The following is a 20,787-nucleotide window of genomic DNA, read 5'->3' as shown; positions in this document are numbered from 1 at the left end:
CCGCGAGCCGAGCCCGTGACCGCGCCACCGCGTCCCAGGCCCCACCACCTATTGTCTATATTTCCTACTAAATAACCATAAAATACCTTGGGACGTCAAGCGGACGGGAATGACACCGCTCCTGGCCTCGGCGCCACCGGTGGGGGCGCGGGGCACCTCACCGGCCCACCGCCCGGGACGTGCTCACGGATAGGCGCCCGGCGGTACCGTCCCCGGCGCGGCCTACAGCGGCCGTGGTGGTACGCGCAGGGCGAGCAGGGCCGTGTCGTCGCCGGCCTCGTCACCGGTGTGGGCCAGCACCGCGTCCCGGACCCGCGTGATGATCTGCTCGGCGCTCAGGTCCGCGCAACCGGCCAGCAGCCGGGCGAGGCCGTCCTCGCCGAAGAAGTCGGCGCCGCCCTTCTGCCGCGCCTCGGTGACGCCGTCGGTGTAGAACAGCAGGACGTCGCCGGGGCCCAGCTCGAAGCGCACGTTGCGCAGATGGATGTCGTCGAATATGCCCAGCGCGGCCCCGGCGCCGAACAGCTCGTGCACGGTGCCGTCCGCGCGGCGCAGCAGGGCCGGCGGATGGCCCGCGGTACACAACAGGCCGACGAACCTGTCGCCCTCGGGCCGGAAGATCGCGCAGACGACCGTCAGGAAGCGCCCCACCGGCACCTGCTGAGCGCGCAGGGCTTCATTGAGCTGGTCCAGCATCCGGCTGGGCGACAGGTGCCGGGGCGCGTCGGCGCGCAGGGTGTAGCGGGCCAGCGCGGTGACGGTGGCCGCCTCCACCCCCTTGCCGCACACGTCCCCCAGCACCACGCACCAGCGCGAGCCGCTGACGGGAAACAGGTCGTAGAAGTCGCCCGTCACCTCCGCTCCGCCGGTGGCCGACAGGTACAGGGCCGCGGTCTCGACGCCGGACACCTGGGCCAGGACGGGCGGCAGCAGGCTCTGCTGCAGCGTGCGCGCCAGCGCGGTGGAGGCCCGCCAGGAGCTCTCCAGCTCGCGTACCTGCCGCTCGGCGGTGACCAGCGCGTGCCGCAGCCGGATCTCGGCGGTCACGGCCCTGGCCAGGGTGCCCAGTGTCTTGAGCTGGCGCTCGCTCCAGGCGCGGGAACGGGAGTCGAGCACGCACAACCCGCCCAGCACCTCACCGTCCGGGCCGTGAATGGGATGTCCCGCCCAGGCGCCGATGCCCAGCCTGCCCACCACGGCCAGGCCCCGCGTCCGCGGGTCGGCCGCCGCGTCGGAGACGCTCAACGGCTGATCGGTGGCGACGAGGAGGTGGCAGGGGCTCTCCTGCACCGCGTTCTGGCGCTCGCCGGTGCTCAGCGCCCCCATGCCGACGGCGCTGAGCCAGAACGAACGCCGGTCGTCGACCAGTGTGACGAGCGCCCGCTCGACCCCGACGGAGACCGCCGCCAGCTCGGCCAGGTCGTCGAAGACCGCCTCCGGCTCACCGTCCAGCAGCCCCGTGGCCCGTACCGCGGCCACGCGCGCCTCGTCGAACACCTCGTCCGGCAGATCGGCGATCGTCTTGAGACGGCGTCCCCCCGACGCGACGCCTTCGTCAAGCAATCCGCACATCCGTGACAGCGAACCGGGCGACCGTTCTCCCGTGTGCTCGTCCCCGCATCCGGCCCTCCTGACAAACCAACGATCTTCACAAGCCGCGATCGCGCGCGGGGCGGCCCCTCGCGGACAGGGACACGGACGGGGACATGGTCCACTGCCCTCTCCAGGCACATACCCGGAGTCGGACGGCGCCACCATACCCGACGATGGCACCGGTGACGCCCGCCGCGCCAGACGAGGCGACCCCCCGGCAACCAGGTGGGTACCCAGGTCTCACCTCGGCGTTCGACCGGACGGCGGCCACGCCCCCCCGCCCATCCCATAGCCAACGGTTATCACGCTGTGTCTTGGACGGCGGGAGGCCCGCGGGCGCAGAGTGGCCGTCATGCGGACACGTGAACTTGGAAACCTGAAGGTCCCTGCGATCGGTTTCGGGGCCATGGTGCTGTCGCCCGGTGTCTACGGCGACGTCGACGACGCCCGCGCGGAGACGGCGCTCAGGACGGCCCTCGACGCGGGCGCCTACCACGTGGACACCAGCGACGCCTATGGCTCCGACGGGCACAACGAGCGCCTGGTGGGCAGGGCGATCAGAGGACGCAGGGACGAGGTGGTGATCGCCACGAAGTTCGGCCTCGCCATCCCCGAGGGATCCCCGGCAGCCGCACACCCGCCCACATCAGGGAGAACCTGGAAGCCGCCGACCTCACGCTGCACCCGGACACACTCGCTCACCTGGAACGGGCACTCGGCATGTTCGAGGCCGAGGGCGGGACGCTGCTCTGACGGTGACCGCGGAGTCCCCGGCCCCGCCGGTCCATCGTGGCCACCGTGTGTCTCCCGGCTCCGGCCCGGTCCCGGTCCTCCTCTTTCAACCGGTGGGAACGGGGTCCTTCCGGCCGGTGGGAACGGGGGTCCTTCCGGCCGGTGAAAACCTGTGGCGGGGCGGCCGGGGGCGGTGCCAGAGTTCCCCGGTGACCGTACCCCGAGTTGATCTACTGATCCGGCAGCTCGACATCGCCTGGGCGCTTTTCGAGTATCACCTGAAGGACCTCGACGATCCGGCCTGCCTCTGGGAGCCCGCGCCGGGCTGCTGGACCGTCCGGCCGGACGACGGGGGCCGCTGGGTGGCCGACTGGGAGGTGCCGGAGCCGGATCCCGCGCCGGTCGTCTCGATCGGGTGGCTCACCTGGCACATCGGCTTCTGGTGGACGACCACCCTCGGACACTGCTTCGGCTCCGGGGCCCCGGAGCGCGAGGAGATCACCTGGCCGGGCACCGCGGCGGCCACGGCCGACTGGCTGCGCGGGCTGAAAGACGACTGGCGGGCGGCACTGCTGCCGCTCACCGACGCCGACCTCGACTCCGCCGCCAGAACCGCCGGGTTGCCGTGGGGGCAGGGACAGACGCTGGTCGACATAGCGGGCTGGGTCACCATCGAGCTGACCAAGAACGTCTCCGAGATCGGCTTCGTCCGCCACCTCCACGAAGCACAAGGGCACGAGCCCGGCGGCCCTCAGGTGTGATCGCGCGGCCTCTCCGGACCCGCCGCCCTCGACCGTACCTCTCCGGCCGCCGTTCACAGGGACGTCCCTCACAGGGCGTCACCGCCTGAGGGCACCGGTCACCGGCTCGGCCGGATTCGCCGGGAACCATGTGACCGAGGCACTGAAAGAGGCCCTGAAGGAGGCCGGGCACGAGGTCGCCGGTCCCCCGCACCCCTCGGCACGGCCCACCGGCTCGCCTCCGCCGACGGGGACGAGGACAAGGGGGACCCGCGCCCGCCCCGGACTCTCAGATACGGGGGCCGAGATACATGCCGCCGCTGACGTCGAGCACGTGGCCGGTGACCCAGCGGCCGTCATCGGAGGCCAGGAACGCGACGGCGTCGGCGATGTCGGCGGGCAGGCCGACCCGGTTCAGCGCCGTCAGGCCGCTGATGAACTCCTCGACGCCGAGATCCTCGAACAGCGCGGCGTTCAGGTCGGTGAGGGTGGCGCCCGGCATGACGGTGTTCACCGTGATCCCCCGCTCCCCCAGCGCGTTCGCCAGCGTGAAGCCCATGGTCTCGACGGCTCCCTTCGTCATGGCGTAGGAGGTCTGGAAGGGGGTGGCGACCCGGGTACTGGTGGAGGAGACGGTGATGACGCGCCCGCCGTCGCGCATCAGCGGAAGGGCCCGCTGGATGATGAAGAACGGCGCCTTCACGTTGACGGCGAACAGGCGGTCGAAGCCCTCCGGGGTGGTCTCCTCGATCGGCCCGGCCGGCGGTCCGGCCGCGTTGTTGACCAGGATGTCGAGCGGCTGCCCCGACAGGCCCTCGCCCAGCCCGGCGAACAGGGTGTCCACGTCGCCGTCGACGCCGAGTTCGGCCCGGATCGGGAAGGCCCGCCCACCGGCCTTCTCGATCGCGGCCACCGTGTCGTTCGCCGCGGCCTCGTTGACGCCGTAGTGCACGGCGGTCAGCGCGCCGTCGGCGGCGAGCCGTTGGGCGACGGCGCGGCCGATGCCGCGTGAGGCTCCCGTCACCAGTGCCGTCTTGCCGGTCAGGTCTCCCATGCGTGGACTCCCTCGTCGGTGGTTGGTGCGGCCAGCCTCACCGACGGCGCTGACCGTCCGCGCACCGAACCCCGACCGTCACGCACCGGGCGGTGCGGGCCGGAGGAGGGCGAGGGCGTCCTCGCGGGTCATCGCCGCGCCCCGCTCGAACGCCGTGGCGTATCCCCCGGCTCCGATCCGGTCCCTGACCTCGGCCGCCACCTCGGGTCTCGCCGCGCCCTGAGCTTCGATCCGGTCCCTGGCCCCGGCCGCCACCCCGGGTCTCGTCGCGTCCTGAGCTCCGCTCACCGCCACGGCCGCGCCCAGCAGCAGCGCGGCCCGCTCGGCGTCGCCTTCGAGCAGGGCGAGCCCGGCGGCGCCCGCGACCGCCTCGGCCGCCACCGGGTGATCGCGGTGCCCGGCCGCGACATCCAGCGCCTGGCGCAGCCGGGTCCGGGCCTCGGCGACGTTCCCCTCCGCCTCGGCGATCCGGCCCAGCCCGATCAGGGCCCGTGACCGTGTCCGCCCGGCGCCCGCCGTCGCGGCGGCGTCTCCTTCCAACGCCAGCTCGAAGAGGCGCCGGGCGCCGGGCAGGTCGCCGCGCAGCCGCGAGATCTCACCGAGCCCGCAGCGCGCCCCGGCCACCGTTTCCGCGGTACCCGCCGTACGGACCAGCTCGGCGGCGCGCTCGTAGTCGAGGTACGCGGCGGCGAGGCTGCCACCCGCGCGGATCGCCCCGTACGCGCGCCGGCACAGCAGGTCCGCCGCGGCCTCGGCGGCGCCGAGTTCTCCGAGCAGCGCGAGCGCCTCGTCGCTCGACGCCGACGACCTCGCCCGGTCCCCCCGCCAACCGGCGATCTCCGCCAGCCGGTCCAGCGCGTTGGCGGCCCCCCACCGATCTCCGATCGACCGGAAGCCGTCCAGTGCCCGCAGGAACGCCGCCTCGGCCTCGGCCGGCTCGCCGCCGAACATCCGCCGGTGGCCCTCGCTCAGCCGTAACAGCGCCTGCGACCACGGGTCGGGCCCGAGCAGCCCCGGGGGTATGGAGACGGCGGCGTCCGCGGGCATCACGGCCATGGAGTACAGGAGGAGAAGGTGCGGGCGCCGGAGCGGCTGCCCTCGGTCGATGATGATCGACTCGGCTCGTTCCAGGCCGGGGAGGCCGGTCGGCGCGGTGTGGACGGCGCACAGGACGTACTCCTCCACCAGTTCGGGCGGCACCGAGGCGCCGAGCGCCTCGACAAGCGCGGCGGCGTGCGGGGCGCCCTCGTCGCGCAGGCCGCTGAGCCACCAGTACCACGACAGCGCGGCGACCAGCCGCAGCCCCAGGACGGGGTCGGCGCGGACCGCCCAGCGCAGCGCGGCGTGGAGGTTGCCGTGCTCGGCGGTGAGCGTGGCCGCCCACTCCACCTGTGAGGCGCCGCGCAGGTGGGCGTCGGCGGTCTCGGCGAGGTCGTGGAAGTAGGTGGCGTGCGCTCGCCGTACCGCTTCGCGCTCACCGGCCTCGGCCAGCCGTTCGGCGCAGAACTCCCGTACGGTGTCCAGCATGTGATAGCGGCCGCCGTGAGCCTCCACCAGGGACTTGTCCACCAGGCCGGTCATGGCGCCGACGGTGTCGGGCACGCCGCAGACACGGGCGGCCGTCTCCAGGGTCGCGCCCCCGGCGAAAACCGTGAGGCGCCTGGCCAGCAGCCGCTCCCGGGCGTCGAGCAGGTCCCAGCTCCACTCGATCACCGCGCGCAGCGTCCGGTGTCGCGGCGCTGCCGTACGGTCGCCCCGCGACAGCAGCTCGAACCGGTCGTCCAGCCGGTCGGCGACCTCCTCGACCGTGAGCGAGCGCAGTCGCGCGGCGGCCAGTTCGATGGCGAGGGGCAGGCCGTCCAGAGCCGCGCAGATCCGCGACACCGTCCCGACGTTGCCGGTGTCCACCGCGAACCTCGGACGCACCGCGGCGACCCGGTCGGCGAACAGCCGCACGGCGGCGTGGCCGAGCGCCTCCTCGGGGCCCGCCGAGGGGCCGGGGAGCGCGAGTGGCGTGACCGGGCACAGCGACTCGCCCGTGATGCCCAGCGCCTCCCTGCCGGTGGCCAGCACCCGCAGCTCGGGACACGCGGCGAGCAGCCCGCGGACGAGCCGGGCCACCTCGTCGAGGAGGTGTTCGCAGTTGTCGGCGACGAGCAGCATCCGGCGGCCCTCCAGCTCCGCGACCAGGCGGTCGAGGGGGTCGGCCGAGCCGGGAAGCAGCCCGTACTCGCGCAGTCCCAGCGCCAGGCCCACCGCCTGCGGGACCCGCGTGCCGTCGCCGAGCGGGGCCAGGTCCACGAAACACACCTCGCCCGCCTGCCGCCTGGCCACCTCGATGGCCAGGCGGGTCTTGCCCGCCCCGCCGGGCCCGGTGAGGGTGACCAGGCGCGCCCCGTCCAGGAGCTCGCCGATCCCGGCGCACTCCCGCTCGCGTCCCACGAAGCTGGTGAGCTGGGCGGGCAGGCTCGCGAGGGGCGGGCGCGCGTCTCGCAGCACGGCCAGGTGGACGTCCCCGAGTTCGGTGGACGGGTCCGTGCCCAGCTCCTCGGCCAGGGTCCGCCGGGCGTCCTCGAACACCACGAGCGCCTCGGCCTGCCGGCCCGAGCCGTGCAGCGCCCGCATGAGCTGGCTTCGCAGCCGTTCCCGCAGCGGGTGCGCGTCCACCATCCCGCGTAGCTCCGCCACCATCCCGCGATGCCCGCCCAGGGCGAGTTCGGCTTCCGCCCCGTCCTCGAAGGCGGTGACCCGCAGTTCCTCCAGGCGTGCCGCCTGGACCTCGGCGAACGGCGCGCCGACCACATCCGCCAGGGCCGCGCCCCGCCACAGCCCCAGGCCCTCGCGGAGCAGGGCGGCCGCGCGGAGATGGTCACCGGCGGTCAGCGCGCGGCGGCCCTCGCGGGCGAGCCGCTCGAACCGGTACGCGTCGACGCTCTCGGGATCGGCGACGAGGCGGTAGCCCGCCGGGTGGAACTCGACCCGCGCCCCGACGGCCCGCAGTCCACGGCGCAGCCGTGACACCTGGGACTGCAGGGCGTTCGCCGCGCCGGGCGGCGGCGCCTTCCCGTAGAGGCCGTCGATCATCCGCTCCGCGGTGACCACCCGGTCCGCGTCCATCAGCAGCAGGGCGAGCAGCGCGCGCAGTCTCGGGCCACCGACGGGGACCAGCTCTCCCGTGGCGGACCGCACCTCCACCGGGCCGAGGACACCGAACAGCACATCGCAGATTATCGCCCACCGGGACCCTGCCGGACATGGCCTCACCGCGTGCGGCGTATCCCGCCGTACGAGCCGAGGCCCCCTTGGCGCGCTCGCCTCGTCATGGCGCGGCGGACCAGGATTCCCGCCCGGGAGGGCCTGTCGCGGGGTGTTCGTCGTGGTGATCCGGCCGGGAGAGGGCCGGATGGCCGGGTGCGGGGGGACGCGCGGAACCGGCGCGTCGCGCGGCTCCCCTCAGCGCCTGAAGATCAGCCGCCACGGCATCAGGGCCGACTCCAGCTGCACCCGAAGGCTCATCTTCGAACTGCCCGCCCGGCGGTCGGAGAAATGGATGGGGATTTCGACGATCGTCATCCCCGCCCTGGCCGCCCGGTGGTGCATCTCCACCTGGAAGCTGTAGCCCCCCGAGGAGATCGTGCCGAGGTCCAGGGCGGCGAGGCTTTCCGCCCGCCAGATCTTGAACCCGGCGGTCACGTCCCGCAACCCGATCCGCAGGATGGTGCGGACGTAGAGGTTCGCCCACCTCGACAGGGCCCGCCGCCACAGGCTCCACTCGGCGGCCAGCGTCCCGCCCGGCACGTACCGGCTGCCGATCACGCACGCCGCCTCCGTCGCCAGCGCGGTCGCGAGCAGGCGCGGGACGGCGTCGACGGGGTGTGAGAAGTCGGCGTCCATCTGCACCACGAACTCCGTCCCGGCCGAGAGGGCGGTCTCCATGCCGTCGACGTAGGCGCGCCCGAGCCCCTCCCTGACCTGCCGGTGCACCACGTCGACCCGGCCGGGATGCTCGGTGGCGAGCCGGTCGGCCACTTTGCCCGTACCGTCCGGGGAGTCGTCGTCGACGACGAGGATCCGCAGGCCGTCGAGCGGCAACGCGAGCAGGGCCTCCGCGATCAGTGGAAGGTTGTCCACCTCGTTGAACGTCGGGATCACGACGGTGACGGTGGCCATGGTCGAGGTCGGGGCCTTCCGGGCTCGATGGTCGGATGTTCTCACCGCGGACGGCGTGGCCTTCCCGTCCGGTGATCTCGGACACCGGAAACGGCAAAGATCAACCCATGCTAGCGGCCGGTGGCCCGGCCGCGCCGGTCTCCTCCGGGATGGAGGTCACCGCACGGGCCGACGAAACCCATTACGCACACACCTCATGGTGACGTATCCCAAAGAGTTGTTCATTCATCATGAAACCGGGCATTGGCCGATATCGCGGAAATACTATGCGGGCAGAATCCGTGTCGGCCGACCACCCCGAGTCAGGCTCGGAGGGCGAAAAGCTCGTCGGCGGGGACACCGTTGTTTCCCCATGCCGGCGCCTGGACGCCGAATCGGCGGCCGACCGCGTTCGGGAAATACGGAACAGGACTTTTCTCCGGCACTTGAACACACGGGCTCCACGGGAACGCTCACGCGCATCCGGCCGACAAGACGTTCCCCGTCGTCGGAAAACTCATCGGAAAGCTCATCGGAAAACCCGTCGGGAAGCTCGCCGGGGAGGCCGCCCACGCGCCGGACGCGGGACCACGGGGACGGGCGACCGGCTCCCCCACACACGCGACCGCGCCGGGGGCGTGGAGCCGGTGCCCCCGGCGCGGTCGCGGTCCTCGCCCGGTCACCCGCCGTACGATGCCGCGTGGGTCGTACGGGCACGTGCCCGGCGCGTGATCAGGTCTGCAGCTGGGTGCAGACGGACTTCACCTCGGTGTAGGCGTCGAGGGCCTGGTGGCCCATCTCGCGGCCCCATCCCGACTGCTTGTACCCGCCGAAGGGCAGGGCGGCGTCGAAGACGTTGTAGCAGTTGATCCAGACTGTGCCCGCGCGGATCTTGCCGGCGAGGGCGTGCGCCTTGGAGATGTCGCGGGTCCAGATGCCGGCCCCCAGGCCGAAGTCGGTGGCGTTGGCCTGCGCGGCGATCTCGTCCAGGTCGGAGAACGGCGAGGCGACCACCACCGGCCCGAAGATCTCCTCGCGGACGACCTTCATCTCCGGGCGTACGTCGGTGAGCACGGTGGGCTGGACGAAGTAGCCCCGCTCTCCGTGCCGGTTGCCACCGGCGAGTGTCCGGACGCCCTCGGCGCGCCCCGAGTCCAGGTAGCCGGTCACCCGGCGCAGCTGCTCGTCGGAGACGAGGGGGCCCATCTGCGTGTCGGGCTCCATGCCCGGACCGAGCCTGATGCCCCGGGCGATCTCGGCGACCCCCTCCACCACCTGGTCGAACCGGTCCCGCTGGACGAACAGCCGGGATCCGGCCACGCAGCACTGGCCGTGGTTGAAGAAGATCGCGTTCGCCGCGCCCTGGATGGCGATGTCGGGGTCGGCGTCGTCGAAGACGACGTTGGGGCTCTTGCCGCCGAGTTCCAGGGTGACCTTCTTCAGGTTGCCCGCCGCGGCGTGCACGATCAGCTTGCCGACCTCGGTGGAGCCGGTGAAGGCGACCTTGTCCACGCCGTCGTGCGCGGCGAGCGCCGCACCGGCGGTCTCGCCGTACCCGGGCAGGACGTTGACCACGCCGTCGGGCATCCCGGCCTCGGCGATCAGCTCCGCCAGCCGCAGGGCGGACAGCGGGGTCTGCTCGGCGGGCTTGAGGATCACGACGTTCCCCGTCGCCAGCGCGGGCCCGAGTTTCCAGGCCGCCATCAGCAGCGGGAAGTTCCACGGGATGATCTGGCCGACCACACCGACCGGCTCGCGCAGGGTGTAGGCGTGGAACGCGGCGCCCGGCATGTACGGCACCGACAGCGAGATCGTGTTGCCCTCGATCTTGGTCGCCCAGCCCGCCATGTAGTGGAAGAGGTCCGCCGCCAGCGGGACGTCCGCCGCGCGTGCCACGGCCACCGGCTTGCCGTTGTCCAGCGCTTCGAGCTGGGCCAGCTCCTCCGCGTGCTCCAGGATCAGGTCACCGATCCTCCAGATGATCCGCCCTCGCTCGGAGGCGGTCATCCGTGACCAGGGGCCCTGCTCGAAGGCTCTGCGGGCCGCGCGCACCGCCCGGTCGACGTCCTCGGCGTCGGCCTCGGCGACGTGCGCCAGGGTCTGCCCGGTCGCGGGGTTGGGGGTCGCGAACGTCTTGCCCGACGCCGCGTCCACCCACTGCCCGTCGATGAACAGCTTGTGGGGGGTGGTGATGAAGTCCTCGACGCTCTTTTCCAGGGTTACCGTCATCAGCGTCGGCTCCCTTCCTGTTCAGAGACGCTCTGCCGGACCGCGCACCCTCCCGCACCGTGGAACCGTCCTCGGTACGCGGATGCCCGGCCCGATGAATGAATCCTCTCAATCAGACTACGGACGAAGTGAGAGCACAAGGACTCTCCCTGTCCGGCCGGCCTCGGGCGCGCGACGCCGCGCCCTTGCGTGGCGGGCACCTGCCGAGGCCGAGTCGTCCGGGCGTCCGGGTCTCCTAGGCGGGCACCTGCTCCAGCTCGGCGTCCAACGTGATGACCGTGCCGCCGAGGGCCACGGAGACGGGGCAGGTCTCCTTGGCCTTCTCCGCCGCCCGGCGGAAACCCTCCGCGTCGGCGCCCGGAACGGCGGCCAGCACGGCCACCCGGATCTCGGTGATCAGGTAGGCCCCGTCGCGAGGGTTCTGGGACACCGTCACCGTGGTGTCGATTCGTTCCGGGGGCGTACCGGCCGCGGTGAGCAGCGCCGACAACTGCATGCTGTAGCAGGCGGAGTGCGCCGCGGCGACCAGTTCCTCCGGGCTGGTCTGGCCGTTCGGCTCACCGGCCCGGGTCGGCAGCGAGAACGTGAACCCGCCCGCTCCCGAGGAGACGAGGGTGACCGTTCCCGATCCGGTGGTCAGGTCACCGGTCCATCGTGTCGTGGCGATGCGGTCGGGCATGAGAAGGGTCCTCCTGCTTCTCGAACTGCTTGCTGCTTGAAAGGGACGCCGACCACCAGCCGGGCCGCGTTGTGCCCCATGACGCGGGCGTCCGAGGCGGTGCCCGCCACCGCGGGCGCGTCCGGCGGAAGTTTGGCGTGGTGCACGCAGATGTTCCCCGCGGCGTCCAGACCTACCCCGACATCGAGGGTGGACTCCAGGGCCGCGGCGAAGGCCAGCTCCCGCGCGTCGCGGTCCGCCATATCCCTCGTGTCTGCGGCAGGGCCGTCCTCGACGCGGTACGGCACGCCCTCCTCCTCCAGACCGGCGGCGATCTCACGCAGGGGGTGCCGGTTTCCCCGGTCCGGGTGGCGGAACACCACCACGGCGGGCCGGTCCCGCTCCGCGCGTCTCATCGGCTCCGCACCGGGGTCCCGGCCGCCAGCGCCGACGCGTGGCTGACGACCAGGCCGGTGGCCACCGCGTTGCGCGGGCCCTCTCGGCCACGTACGTTGCCGGTTCCGCTGACGATCCCGAACTCCGCGACAGCCTCCGCGATCATGTCGGGGATCTCGAAGTCCAGCGCGGAACCGCCCAGGACCACCACGAAACCGACGCGCCGGATGTCGCCGCCCGGGGCCACCTGCTCAAGCGCGCGAAGCGCGTTGACCACGAAGACCCGGTGCTTGGCCGATCTGCGTACCTGGCGGATCCGCTCCACGCCGTGCCGGGTGGGGATCGGGTGCATCCCGGTGTCGGTGAGCGTGACGACGCGGGCGAAGGCGTCCGCGGGCAGGGGCCTGTCGAAGAAGCGGACGGTGCCGTCCTCCATCCGGACGTGGAAGAGGCTCTCCGCCTTCGCCAGCGGGAACTTCTTGATCTCTTCCGCGAGTTCCGGGTTCTCCAGCCCGAGTTCGGAGTCGATCAGGCTGGTGACCAGGTCGCCCGCACCGGCCAGGTGCACCGAGCGCGCCTCGCCGTCGCCGGTGTCCACCGCGGCGTCGGTGGACCCGCCGCCGAGGTCGAGGATCGCCACCGGCCTGCCCGCCCCGGGGGTGGTGAGCGCGCCCAGCAGCGCCATGTCGGCCTCGACCCCGCCGATGAGCACGTCGGTACCGAGCGCCGCGCGCAGCCGTGCGGCGAGCAGCTCCATCGGCCCCTTGCTGGTACGCACCATCGCGGCGAGCGCGACCGCGTTCTCCAGCGCGAACTCCCCCGCCAGCCCGCCGGTGACCCGCTGCGGGACGAAGGTGTCCACGGCGAGCACGTCCTGGACGCGTACGGCGCGCGCGGGTGTCGCGGTCAGCTCGGACATGGTGTCGCGGACGCGGGCGAGCATCCCGCCGACGTTCGTGCCGGGCTCGCCGGTGGCGTCGGCCAGGGGGCGCACCCGCCGCAGCGTCGCCATGATCTCCCCGGCGCCGGCGTCCATCCCGACCGTCCGCCCGACCGTCCCCCCGGCCTTCTCGCCGACCAGGGTCAGGGTGCCGGCGGGGATCCTGCGGCCGGTGACGTCCCCGGCCGGGGTGCGCACCACGACGGCCGAGCGGTTGCCCACCAGCGCCCGCGCCACCGGCGCGATCATGCGGGTCTGCTCGGGGTCGAGCCCGAACACCGTGGCGATCCCGTAGGAGTTGGACAGGGTCCTGATGGTACGGCCCGGTTCGGCGACCTCGACGGCGGCCGGCATGCCCAGCGGCACCCTGTCCACCAGCGTGACCTCGTCGACCACCGGGACCGGCTCGCCCAGCCTGTTGGCGATCAGGGTGGCGTCGTCTGCGTGGACGACCACGCCGGTGACCCGGACCCCGCGCGCGACGGCGGCGTTGATCCCCTCGGCGGCGTCCTCGAAGTCGACGCCCGCGCCGACCACGCAGATCACCGCGCTCCCGGCGGCGCATCGCGGCAGGTCGGGGAAGGCCACGGTGGTGCCCGCCCCCAGCCCGACGCCGCCGGGCGTCTCCGGGTTGTGCCCGATCATCGTGGACTCCGTGATGATCGTCTCGGTGATCGTCTCCATCGCGAGCCCGCTGATCACCGGGGTCGCCTCGTTGACCAGCACCGCCCGGAGCCCGGCCGGATCGCACCCCGCCCCGGCCAGGGCCCGGCGTACGACCTCGACGACACCCGGGACGTTCTCCACGGTGCCCTTCACGCCCGACGTCCTGCCCAGCGCCGAGGAGAGGTGGTCGACCCTCCCGTCCCCGCCGACGCGCGTGGCGCACGCCTCCGTGGTCGAGTTGCCGATGTCCACCCCCACCACCAGCGACATGGTCCTCCCTCCCGAGTCCTCCCGCCTCCTCCGGCTCAGCCGGTGCCGGCCGCGCGGATCAGCACGTCGAGCTCCACGGGGTCCGCGCCCTCCCGGACGAACTCGGTCTCCTTGATGTGCAGCAGCGCGGCCTTGGCCTGCCAGCGCGGGCGGGCCATGTGGTCGTTGCGCGAGGGTACGGGTTCCGGCGACTCGCCCTTGGCGTACCGGGCCGCGTTGCCTCCGATCCTGCGGAAGGTCTCCAGGTCCATCAGCGGCGCCTGGGGGAACAGCTCCAGGTTCGACAGACGGAGCAGGTCCCTCTGGTGGATCATGGTGGTGCCGCGCGAGAGGACGCCGACACCGATCCCCGATCCGGACAGCCTGGCCGCGGTGTGGGCGATGACCGCGAGATCGGAGCTGCCCAGGAGCCGGATGACGCGGGCGTGCACCCCCTGCTCCTCCACCCCCGCCAGCAGTTCCCGCAGCACCTCCGCGTGCGGGACGCCGACGATGGTCTTGGAGAAGAAGGCGCCGAAGGCCGGGGAGACGCCGATGACCACCTCGTCGGAGCGGCGCCCCGGCCGGGCCCGGCCCTTCTCCTCCAGGCGCAGCGTACGCCCGGTGGCCGTGCTCTTTCCCGCGCGTGGCGCACACCCATCGGCCGCGCCCTCCACCGCGCTTCCCAGCGCGCTTCCCGCCGTGCCCTCCACGGCGCTCCCCGCCCCGTTCTCCAGCGCGCTCCCCGCCGCCGTGGTGTCGGCCATCATGTCCTTCCCTTCTCCTCTCTCCTCCCGCTCGCGAACCGCCCGACGGTCACCGGCCACCTGACGGTCGCCGCCCGGCGGGAAGGTCAGCCGACCTCCTCCTCCGGGTCGCGGGCGCTGACGACGTGCCGCAGCCGTTTCATCTCCTCCCAGCGCGCACCGCTCGGGCGGTACCCGCTGCCGGGGCCCGCGTAGTCGTTGGGATCGTTGACGGCGGAGAGCGTCGTCAGCTCCGGGGTCAGGATCGCCGAGGTCTGCAGGAGGTCACCCGAGACCCGCTGCCTCAGCACGCCCAGCAGCGCCTCGGCCACGTCGGGGAAACCTCCGGCCTCCAGCCCCTTGACGATGTCGAGCCCGGTGACGCCCCGCTCCATCACCGACCGCGCCGACTTCAGGTCCTCCAGCACGTCTCGCGGCGGCAGTTCCCTGCTGCCGTGGGAGTAGACGACCGCCTCGATCTCCGCGTCGGTGATCGGTGCCAGATCGAGGTAGGCGAACACGCCCCGCAGCGCACGCGCGGCCCTGCCCCGGGCGGCGAGGATCTCCGCCTCGGGGACGTGCCGCAGGGCGCCGTCGACCTGCAGATCCCGCTGGATGGTGTTCCAGTCGTCGTAGTCCTCGGGGTCCAGGTTGGAACCGGCGAACATGTTGTCGTAGTTCGGCACGGCGGAGTAGCCCGAGCAGATGAAGTCGGTGCCGGGCAGCAGTTGCGGCATCAGCCGCGCGGTGCGGCGCATGTCGGAGTGCGAGAAGGACTGGTCGTTACCGGAGGCGCACTCCAGGTCGACGGTACTGGCGACGAGGTTCTCGGCCAGCACCGCGCGGATGCCCGCCGGTACCGCGCCGGGTACGCCGATGCAGCTGATCGAGCCGTTCTGCAGGCCCTGGACCCCGGCCCCCTTGGCGACCAGGACGCAGCGGATCTCCAGGTACAGCATCGACTTGCTCTCGGCGTGGCCCATCTGCACCTCGGAGCCGGTGCCCGAGGTGAACCGCATCTTGATCCCCCGGGAGGCGTAGGCCGACGCGAGGAACGCCTTCGACCACGGGGTGTCGTCACCGTCGCAGAAGACCTGCTCGGTGCCGTACACCGAGATCGTCTCCGCGTACGCGGTGATGCCGCGCATGCCCAGTTCGAGCTCGGTGGCCTCCTCCAGCGCGCACTGCGTGAGCACGCCGGGTCTCCCGGCCTGCGCGCCGACCTGCAGCGCGATGGCCACCAGCGGGGCGTACCGCACCACGCCGAGGGTGGTCTCCAGCTCGCGGAACCCGCGCAGCCCGCCCTCGGCGGCGTCCGCGGCCACCTGGACCGGGTTGTCCCGCGCGCTTGTGGAGTGCCCCTGGTTGGCCGGGGTGCGCCGCGCCCGCATCTTCTGCAGCGCCATCATCATCTCGACCACGTTCATGGTCTTGACGACCTCAAGGAGCTTGGCCGGGGTGAGGCCGGACGAGACGGCCAGCACCTCGCCGCGCGACACCTTCGGGTCCACCAGCAGGTGCGCGATCTCGGCCGGGGAGAGGGCCATCGCCCGCTCGGCCGCCGAGGCGTCGATCGCGTGGTCGGCGATGAACTGGTCGATGAAGTCGAAATCCCTCCTGTCCTTCCCGTCCATCTCCACGATGGTCCCGTTCTCCACGCGCACGCTCGGGCTCGGGTCGTACGGGCTGTCCATCGCGACCATGCCGACCTCCGGCCACTCCTCCACGAAGCCGTCGAGGTTGACCGGGCGGTTCTCCAGGATCTCCGTGCGCCTGGACCGCCGGGGAGCGGGCGCCGCCGGAAGGCCCGCCCCGCTCTCGGATCGCGGGGAGACCTCGGGCGTCCGCGGGCCCGCCGCGCTCTTGGATCGCCAGGGCGCCGACGCCCGCCCGTTCGTCCGCTCGCCCACCGGCCCGCCCGCCGCGTTCCTGGTACCCATCTCCGGTCCCACCTTCCTGACGCCCCTGCCCCGCCACCGACGCCACCGCCGCCGACGCCGAAGTGCGCGCCGTGTTCAGCTGGCGAGGACGCCCCGGCGCTCGTACACGTCGGCGGCCTCCCTGACCAGCCGCGCGCACAGCGTGGCGGAGTGGTCGCGCTCCAGCTCCTCGGCGATCTCGGCCAGCCGCTGTTTCGTGGAGGCGCGCGGCCGCAGCGCGTTGTAGATCTCCAGCACCTTCTCGTCCGGCAGCGCGGTCAGCTCGGCGGCCCGGCGGAAGTTCTGCCCGAGCTGCGGTCTGCCGGACGAGTCCGCGATCTCGGCCTGCAGCCGCAGCGTCTCCGGTGTGATGCGGAGGTCCTCGGCCACCACCGCACCAGCCAGGACGGCCTCCATGGTGATCTCGTCGAGGCGCTTGCCCGTCGGTGTCCCGAGCAGCTCCGGGCGACGGGACGCCAGCGGGTAGTCACGCCGTGGGTCCAGTTTCGCCGGGCTCGTCTTCACGGAGGTCATCGGCTCGCACCCGCCCTCTCATCAGCGAGCCCCCGCGGGCTCGTACCACTGGAGCCGTCACCGCCTCGGGACGAGGAGACGTCCACCGCGGCGCCGCTATTCAGGTGAAACGTTATGAAGCGTCACGTTGCAACCACTTTGCGTCCACTATTCAGTCAAATTTCGTGATACGGCCAGAAGGCGATGGCCAGCGTCCCGGTCAGGACGCCCCCGGTCAGCGCGGCCCGGGTCTCATCCGCCGAAGCCGAAGAGGACGAGAAGACGGATGCCCAAGGCGGACGGCATCGAGGCCACCCGGCCGATCCGCCGTTCACCCGGGACAGCCCACCGCCCCGGAACGACCCCCGGACCCGCGACTTGCGCCATTGGATAGCCATAGTATCTAATATTGGATAGTTCCACTATCCGAGGAAGGGATACGTCGATGTCCGCATTCGTGGTCGAGATCGTTCTCGTGGTCGCCACCCTGGGCTTCCGCGCGCTGGGCGCGCTCGGTGTCCGCCGCTTCGCCACCTGGCCGGCGAGCGCGGCGCACGGGATGGCCGTCATGCTCGTCGTCACCGCCGCCGCGCATTTCGTCCCGGCGGGGGTGACCGTCATGCCCAACCACGCCGACATGGTGCGCATGGTGCCGCCGATCGTGCCGTTCCCCGGCGCCGTGGTCTACGCGACCGGCGTGCTGGAACTCCTCGGCGCCGCGGGACTCGTGGTCGCCGCGACGCGCCGGGCCGCCGGGATCGCCCTGACCGCCCTCTACGTACTGCTGCTTCCCGCCAACGTCTACGCGGCCGTCGCCGACGTCCCCTTCCACGGCGGCGAGGCGACGCCCCTGTGGCTCAGGATCCCGCAGCAGGTCCTGTACGTCGCCGTCGCGCTCTGGGTGGCCAGGTCGGCCGACACCACCCTGACGCACCGCGTGCAGAGCTCCCCGCGCCCCCGCACCGGGAGCTCGGAACCGGTCCCCCGCTGAACGCGAACCGGCCCGGCGTCAGACCCGACCGGCACTCCGCCTGCGGAACCAGTGCCGACGACCTCGGATGAACGTCACCACGAAGAGGAGCCGATGACAGCCGAGGACAGTCGAGGACATAGAAAAGCCGGTCAGGCCGAACCTGACCGGCTACCTAACCGTTTGGATCAGCCGCCTTCGCGGAGGGTGGTCGTCTCGACCTTCTCCAGCCGCTTGATCTTCTTGGTCGTCTTCTTGTCGTCCTCGACCTGATCCACCTTCCGCATGGTGCCTCCCGATCGGGATGACATCTGCGGCACAGTAAGGCGCGCCCCGTGCAAGTGATCTCACGGAGGGAATCACTGACGGGAAATACACCAGTCTGTGGCTGTTCGGCGTAGAACCGGCGCCTCCGGCCGGGCCGAGCGGGGGTAAGGCGCCCTCACTCCTCCCGGAGTCCCTCCGGCCGCAGCGTCCGGCGCAGGATCGGCCGGGCGGCCCGAGCCACCAGCGTCGCGGCCAGCACCCCGATCCCCACCATGAGCACCCCCCGGGCGGCGGCGACCGCGAACGCCTCCGGCACCTCGCGGTAGATGTCCCACACCGACGAGACAACCACTCCCACTCCCGCGACGGCGGCCACGACGCACACCGGCAGCGCGGCGATGAGCGCCTGCCGGGTGAGGACCCGGCCCAGCGCGGGACCGGGCACCCCGGAGGCGGCGAGGGCCGCGTACGAGTGCCGGTGATCCAGCAGGTCCTCCGCCTGGTGCGCCACGAGGGCGGCGGCCGAGGTGACCAGCGCGACGAGCAGGGCGAGGTCCACGAGCAGGTAGGCCACGGCCCAGGAGGTATCGATGCCGCCCCGGAAGAGGATGAACCCCTGCTGGGCGCCGACCCCGGAGCCGAAGAACACGGTCAGTCCCACCACCGACAGCGCGCGGGCCCACCCCCGGGGATCGGTCCCGACCATCCGGGCGGCCAGCAGGGTCTCCGCCGCCCCGGTGCGGTCACCGATCCGCCGGGCGGCCAGCCTGATCAGCCACGCGGCGCCGAGGACCAGGCCGAACAGCAGGAGCACCGGGCCGGCCGTCACGGACAGCACCGCGACGTACGCCCCGCCGGGGAACCTGCCCTCGCCGGTGAGCCCGGCGACGAGCAACCCGGCACCCACCGCCACCAGCACCAGGTCGAGTGCCCTGGGACCGGCCGGGGGCGTCCGCCGGACCACGCCCAGCGGAGAGGTCACCACGTGCCTCCCCGCCGTCAGCCCGGACAGCGTCCCGGCGAGCGTCACCGCGACGAGGATCGTCAGGATCTGCGCCGGCGGGACCAGGGGCACCGCGCCCTCCAGCGACCACGCCAGCGTCAGGTTCATCGCCAGGTACAGCGCGATGCCGCACACCCCGCCCAGCAGTGTCCGCCACCCGCTCTCGTACGCCCCGAGCAGGCGCACCTCGCGCGGGGTGGCCCCGGCCAGCCGGAGCGCGGCCAGCCGCCGCTCCCTCGTCGCGCTGGCCAGGCGGCTCACCTGGTGGAGGAAGGCCATGGTGGGCACGACCAGCAGGGCGAGTGCCAGCGCGGTGAGCAGTCTCGCGTCCTGGCTGGAGAAGAAGCCCAGGTAATCGATCGGTGTCTCGACGAGGTAGCCTTCGGGGGCACGGGACAGCCGGAGCCCGAACGCCAGCAGGTTCGCCCCCGCGCACAGCAGGAAGGTCGCGAGCGCCGCCCCCGCGGTCATGAGACGCCCCCGTACCCGCTCGCGCCGTGACCCGCCCCTGGCGAGCATCCGCATCACGGCGATCACACGGTCACCCCGGTCGTCCTGCCGTCGCGCAGCGCGATCTCCCGGTCGGCGTAGGCGGCCACCCGGTTGTCATGGGTGACGATCACCAGGGTGGCGCCGTCCGCGCGCGCCGTGCCGACGAGCTCGTCCATCACCCGCTCTCCGGCCAGCGAGTCGAGCGCGCCGGTCGGCTCGTCGGCGAAGACCACCCGCGGGCCGGTGACCAGCGCGCGGGCCACGGCGACCCGCTGCAGCTGGCCGCCGGACAGCTCGCCGGGCCGCCGGTCCGCGCAGTCGGCCACGCCCAGCCTCTCCAGCCGGGACCGGGCGGCGAGCAGCGACTCCCGGCGTCCGTGCCGGTTGAACAGCAGCGGCAGCGCCACGTTCTCCTGCGCGGTCAGCTCGGGGACCAGCCGGCCGGACTGGAAGACGACACCGAAGCTCTGCCTGCGCAGGCTCGTCCGGCCGGTCTCGTCGAGGGTGTCGACGCGCCGCCCGTCGAGGTGGACCTCCCCCGACTCCGGACGGATGATCCCTGCCAGGCAGTGCAGGAGGGTGGACTTGCCGGAGCCGCTCGGCCCGGTGATCGCGACGATCTCCCCGTCGCCGATCTCCACGGACACACCGTCCAGCGCGACGGTCCTGGCGAAGGTCTTGCGCAGCGCGCGTGCCTCAAGCATCGATCTCCTCCTTGAGATCCGCGAGTCGTTCCATGGTCGTCTCGATCCAGCGCAGGTCGGCGTCGAGGTGCTGGAGCGCGTGGTCGGCGGCGAGCGCCTGCGCGGGCGACCCCGAGGCCCGCTCCGCGGTGAGCTCGCGCATCCGCGCCAGATGGGCGGCGCGCTGCCTGACCAGGTAGCCGTCGGCGGCGCCACCGGCCACGATGGCCACCACCACGCGCGAGACGAGCGCGCTGGACACGTGCGGCGCGGGCGCCTCCACCTGTTCCAGCCATCGGGCCAGCTCGGCCAGCCCCTCCTCGGTGATCGCGTACACCGTGCGCTCCGGACCGCTCTCCCGCACGGTCTCCGTCACCTCGGCGAACCCGTCCCGCTGCAGACGCTGCAGCGTCGCGTAGACCTGTCCGTACGCGAGCGGCCTGGCGCCCGGCAGGCGCTGGTCATGCTCGCGTTTGAGTTCGTACCCGTGCTTGGGCCGCTCCGCGAGCAGCCCGAGCATCACGTGTCCGGTCGACATGCCGAGACTATACATTCAATACATACACTGAGCGAATAGTCGGGCGGTCGATCACCCCGCGCGATCGGATCCGAAAGCCGGTCAGGGCGGATCCACCCAGGTGACCACGCCGTGCCTGTGCCGGCTCACCGGTGGCCGGGCGCGGCGAGGCGGCCTCGAAACGGTGCGGCTGCCGTCCGGCATATCCGCTCGGCGGAACGAGGGAGAGGGCGGCCACCCGGCGTCAGGTGAACCCGTGGCGCCGGTCGTC

Annotated in this window: 17 protein-coding genes; 3 read left to right on the top strand and 14 right to left on the bottom strand. The window is 72.5% G+C overall.

Going from position 1 to position 20,787, the window contains the following annotated elements; all coding sequences use genetic code 11:
• Positions 1-222: 222 nt before the first annotated feature.
• Positions 223-1,563, bottom strand: coding sequence for a PP2C family protein-serine/threonine phosphatase (locus tag ABD817_RS29950; RefSeq protein ID WP_344921575.1), 1,341 nt, complete (start codon positions 1,561-1,563; stop codon positions 223-225).
• Between the two features lie 382 nt (positions 1,564-1,945).
• Here ABD817_RS29950 and ABD817_RS39660 point away from each other — a divergent pair, with 382 nt between their 5' ends.
• Together ABD817_RS39660 and ABD817_RS29945 are read left to right on the top strand one after the other, a co-directional pair.
• A complete protein-coding gene (locus tag ABD817_RS39660) occupies positions 1,946-2,491 on the top strand; it encodes an aldo/keto reductase (protein WP_425583423.1) in 546 nt (181 codons plus the stop codon).
• A gap of 43 nt (positions 2,492-2,534) precedes the next feature.
• Positions 2,535-3,086, top strand: a complete 552-nt coding sequence (locus tag ABD817_RS29945; protein WP_344921574.1) for a DinB family protein — start codon at positions 2,535-2,537, stop codon at positions 3,084-3,086.
• Between the two features lie 268 nt (positions 3,087-3,354).
• On the opposite strand, the gene ABD817_RS29940 is transcribed toward ABD817_RS29945, so the two are convergent.
• The 10 genes from ABD817_RS29940 to ABD817_RS29895 form a co-directional block, all read right to left on the bottom strand.
• Positions 3,355-4,119, bottom strand: coding sequence for an SDR family NAD(P)-dependent oxidoreductase (locus ABD817_RS29940; RefSeq protein ID WP_344921573.1), 765 nt, complete (start codon positions 4,117-4,119; stop codon positions 3,355-3,357).
• Between the two features lie 78 nt (positions 4,120-4,197).
• Positions 4,198-7,338 (bottom strand): AfsR/SARP family transcriptional regulator, encoded by a 3,141-nt coding sequence (locus ABD817_RS29935; protein ID WP_344921572.1) that lies wholly within the window; start codon positions 7,336-7,338, stop codon positions 4,198-4,200.
• Positions 7,339-7,572: 234 nt separating this feature from the next.
• Entirely contained in the window at positions 7,573-8,289 is a 717-nt protein-coding gene (locus ABD817_RS29930) for a polyprenol monophosphomannose synthase (RefSeq protein ID WP_344921571.1), read from the bottom strand.
• Between the two features lie 711 nt (positions 8,290-9,000).
• On the bottom strand, positions 9,001-10,497 hold the full coding sequence (locus ABD817_RS29925; protein ID WP_344921570.1) for an aldehyde dehydrogenase family protein: 1,497 nt from the start codon (positions 10,495-10,497) through the stop codon (positions 9,001-9,003).
• 235 nt (positions 10,498-10,732) lie between these two features.
• The gene (locus ABD817_RS29920) at positions 10,733-11,176 is read right to left on the bottom strand and encodes an OsmC family peroxiredoxin (RefSeq protein WP_344921569.1); all 444 of its coding nucleotides are present in this window, start codon (positions 11,174-11,176) and stop codon (positions 10,733-10,735) included.
• Positions 11,134-11,571: a glycerol dehydratase reactivase beta/small subunit family protein gene (locus ABD817_RS29915; protein ID WP_344921568.1), complete on the bottom strand. Its 438-nt coding sequence runs from the start codon at positions 11,569-11,571 to the stop codon at positions 11,134-11,136. The genes ABD817_RS29920 and ABD817_RS29915 overlap by 43 nt, the downstream gene beginning before the upstream one ends.
• Positions 11,568-13,427, bottom strand: a complete 1,860-nt coding sequence (locus ABD817_RS29910; RefSeq protein WP_344921567.1) for a diol dehydratase reactivase subunit alpha — start codon at positions 13,425-13,427, stop codon at positions 11,568-11,570. The genes ABD817_RS29915 and ABD817_RS29910 overlap by 4 nt, the downstream gene beginning before the upstream one ends.
• 35 nt (positions 13,428-13,462) lie before the next feature.
• Positions 13,463-14,176: a propanediol/glycerol family dehydratase medium subunit gene (locus tag ABD817_RS29905; RefSeq protein WP_344921566.1), complete on the bottom strand. Its 714-nt coding sequence runs from the start codon at positions 14,174-14,176 to the stop codon at positions 13,463-13,465.
• 83 nt (positions 14,177-14,259) lie between these two features.
• The gene (locus tag ABD817_RS29900; protein WP_344921565.1) at positions 14,260-16,092 is read right to left on the bottom strand and encodes a propanediol/glycerol family dehydratase large subunit; all 1,833 of its coding nucleotides are present in this window, start codon (positions 16,090-16,092) and stop codon (positions 14,260-14,262) included.
• Between the two features lie 75 nt (positions 16,093-16,167).
• Positions 16,168-16,605 (bottom strand): diol dehydratase small subunit, encoded by a 438-nt coding sequence (locus tag ABD817_RS29895; RefSeq protein WP_344921564.1) that lies wholly within the window; start codon positions 16,603-16,605, stop codon positions 16,168-16,170.
• A 424-nt stretch (positions 16,606-17,029) separates the two neighbouring features.
• Here ABD817_RS29895 and ABD817_RS29890 point away from each other — a divergent pair, with 424 nt between their 5' ends.
• Entirely contained in the window at positions 17,030-17,575 is a 546-nt protein-coding gene (locus tag ABD817_RS29890; protein WP_344921563.1) for a DoxX family protein, read from the top strand.
• 421 nt (positions 17,576-17,996) lie between these two features.
• Here ABD817_RS29890 and ABD817_RS29885 read toward each other — a convergent pair whose 3' ends face one another.
• The 3 genes from ABD817_RS29885 to ABD817_RS29875 are packed head-to-tail and all read right to left on the bottom strand — an operon-like array spanning position 17,997 to position 20,537.
• Positions 17,997-19,361 carry an FtsX-like permease family protein gene (locus ABD817_RS29885; RefSeq protein WP_344921561.1) on the bottom strand — a complete coding sequence of 455 codons (1,365 nt, stop codon included), beginning with the start codon at positions 19,359-19,361 and terminating at the stop codon, positions 17,997-17,999.
• Positions 19,358-20,020, bottom strand: coding sequence for an ABC transporter ATP-binding protein (locus ABD817_RS29880; RefSeq protein WP_344921560.1), 663 nt, complete (start codon positions 20,018-20,020; stop codon positions 19,358-19,360). The genes ABD817_RS29885 and ABD817_RS29880 overlap by 4 nt, the downstream gene beginning before the upstream one ends.
• Positions 20,013-20,537, bottom strand: a complete 525-nt coding sequence (locus ABD817_RS29875) for a PadR family transcriptional regulator (RefSeq protein WP_344921558.1) — start codon at positions 20,535-20,537, stop codon at positions 20,013-20,015. The genes ABD817_RS29880 and ABD817_RS29875 overlap by 8 nt, the downstream gene beginning before the upstream one ends.
• Between the last annotated feature and the right edge of the window lie 250 nt (positions 20,538-20,787).

This window comes from Streptosporangium oxazolinicum, assembly GCF_039537505.1.
Lineage (GTDB): Bacteria > Actinomycetota > Actinomycetes > Streptosporangiales > Streptosporangiaceae > Streptosporangium > Streptosporangium oxazolinicum.
This window is presented reverse-complemented; position numbering and strand designations above follow the sequence as displayed.

Excerpts from the sequence above, each read along its gene's own strand:
- ABD817_RS29895 (WP_344921564.1), bottom strand. The coding sequence starts at position 16,605 with ATGACCTCCGTGAAGACGAGCCCGGCGAAACTGGACCCACGGCGTGAC.
- ABD817_RS29920 (WP_344921569.1), bottom strand. The coding sequence starts at position 11,176 with ATGCCCGACCGCATCGCCACGACACGATGGACCGGTGACCTGACCACC.
- ABD817_RS29930 (WP_344921571.1), bottom strand. The coding sequence starts at position 8,289 with ATGGCCACCGTCACCGTCGTGATCCCGACGTTCAACGAGGTGGACAAC.
- ABD817_RS29905 (WP_344921566.1), bottom strand. The coding sequence starts at position 14,176 with ATGATGGCCGACACCACGGCGGCGGGGAGCGCGCTGGAGAACGGGGCG.
- ABD817_RS29910 (WP_344921567.1), bottom strand. The coding sequence starts at position 13,427 with ATGTCGCTGGTGGTGGGGGTGGACATCGGCAACTCGACCACGGAGGCG.
- ABD817_RS29915 (WP_344921568.1), bottom strand. The coding sequence starts at position 11,571 with ATGAGACGCGCGGAGCGGGACCGGCCCGCCGTGGTGGTGTTCCGCCAC.
- ABD817_RS29925 (WP_344921570.1), bottom strand. The coding sequence starts at position 10,497 with ATGACGGTAACCCTGGAAAAGAGCGTCGAGGACTTCATCACCACCCCC.
- ABD817_RS39660 (WP_425583423.1), top strand. The coding sequence starts at position 1,946 with ATGCGGACACGTGAACTTGGAAACCTGAAGGTCCCTGCGATCGGTTTC.
- ABD817_RS29880 (WP_344921560.1), bottom strand. The coding sequence starts at position 20,020 with ATGCTTGAGGCACGCGCGCTGCGCAAGACCTTCGCCAGGACCGTCGCG.
- ABD817_RS29890 (WP_344921563.1), top strand. The coding sequence starts at position 17,030 with ATGTCCGCATTCGTGGTCGAGATCGTTCTCGTGGTCGCCACCCTGGGC.
- ABD817_RS29940 (WP_344921573.1), bottom strand. The coding sequence starts at position 4,119 with ATGGGAGACCTGACCGGCAAGACGGCACTGGTGACGGGAGCCTCACGC.
- ABD817_RS29900 (WP_344921565.1), bottom strand. The coding sequence starts at position 16,092 with ATGGGTACCAGGAACGCGGCGGGCGGGCCGGTGGGCGAGCGGACGAAC.
- ABD817_RS29875 (WP_344921558.1), bottom strand. The coding sequence starts at position 20,537 with ATGTCGACCGGACACGTGATGCTCGGGCTGCTCGCGGAGCGGCCCAAG.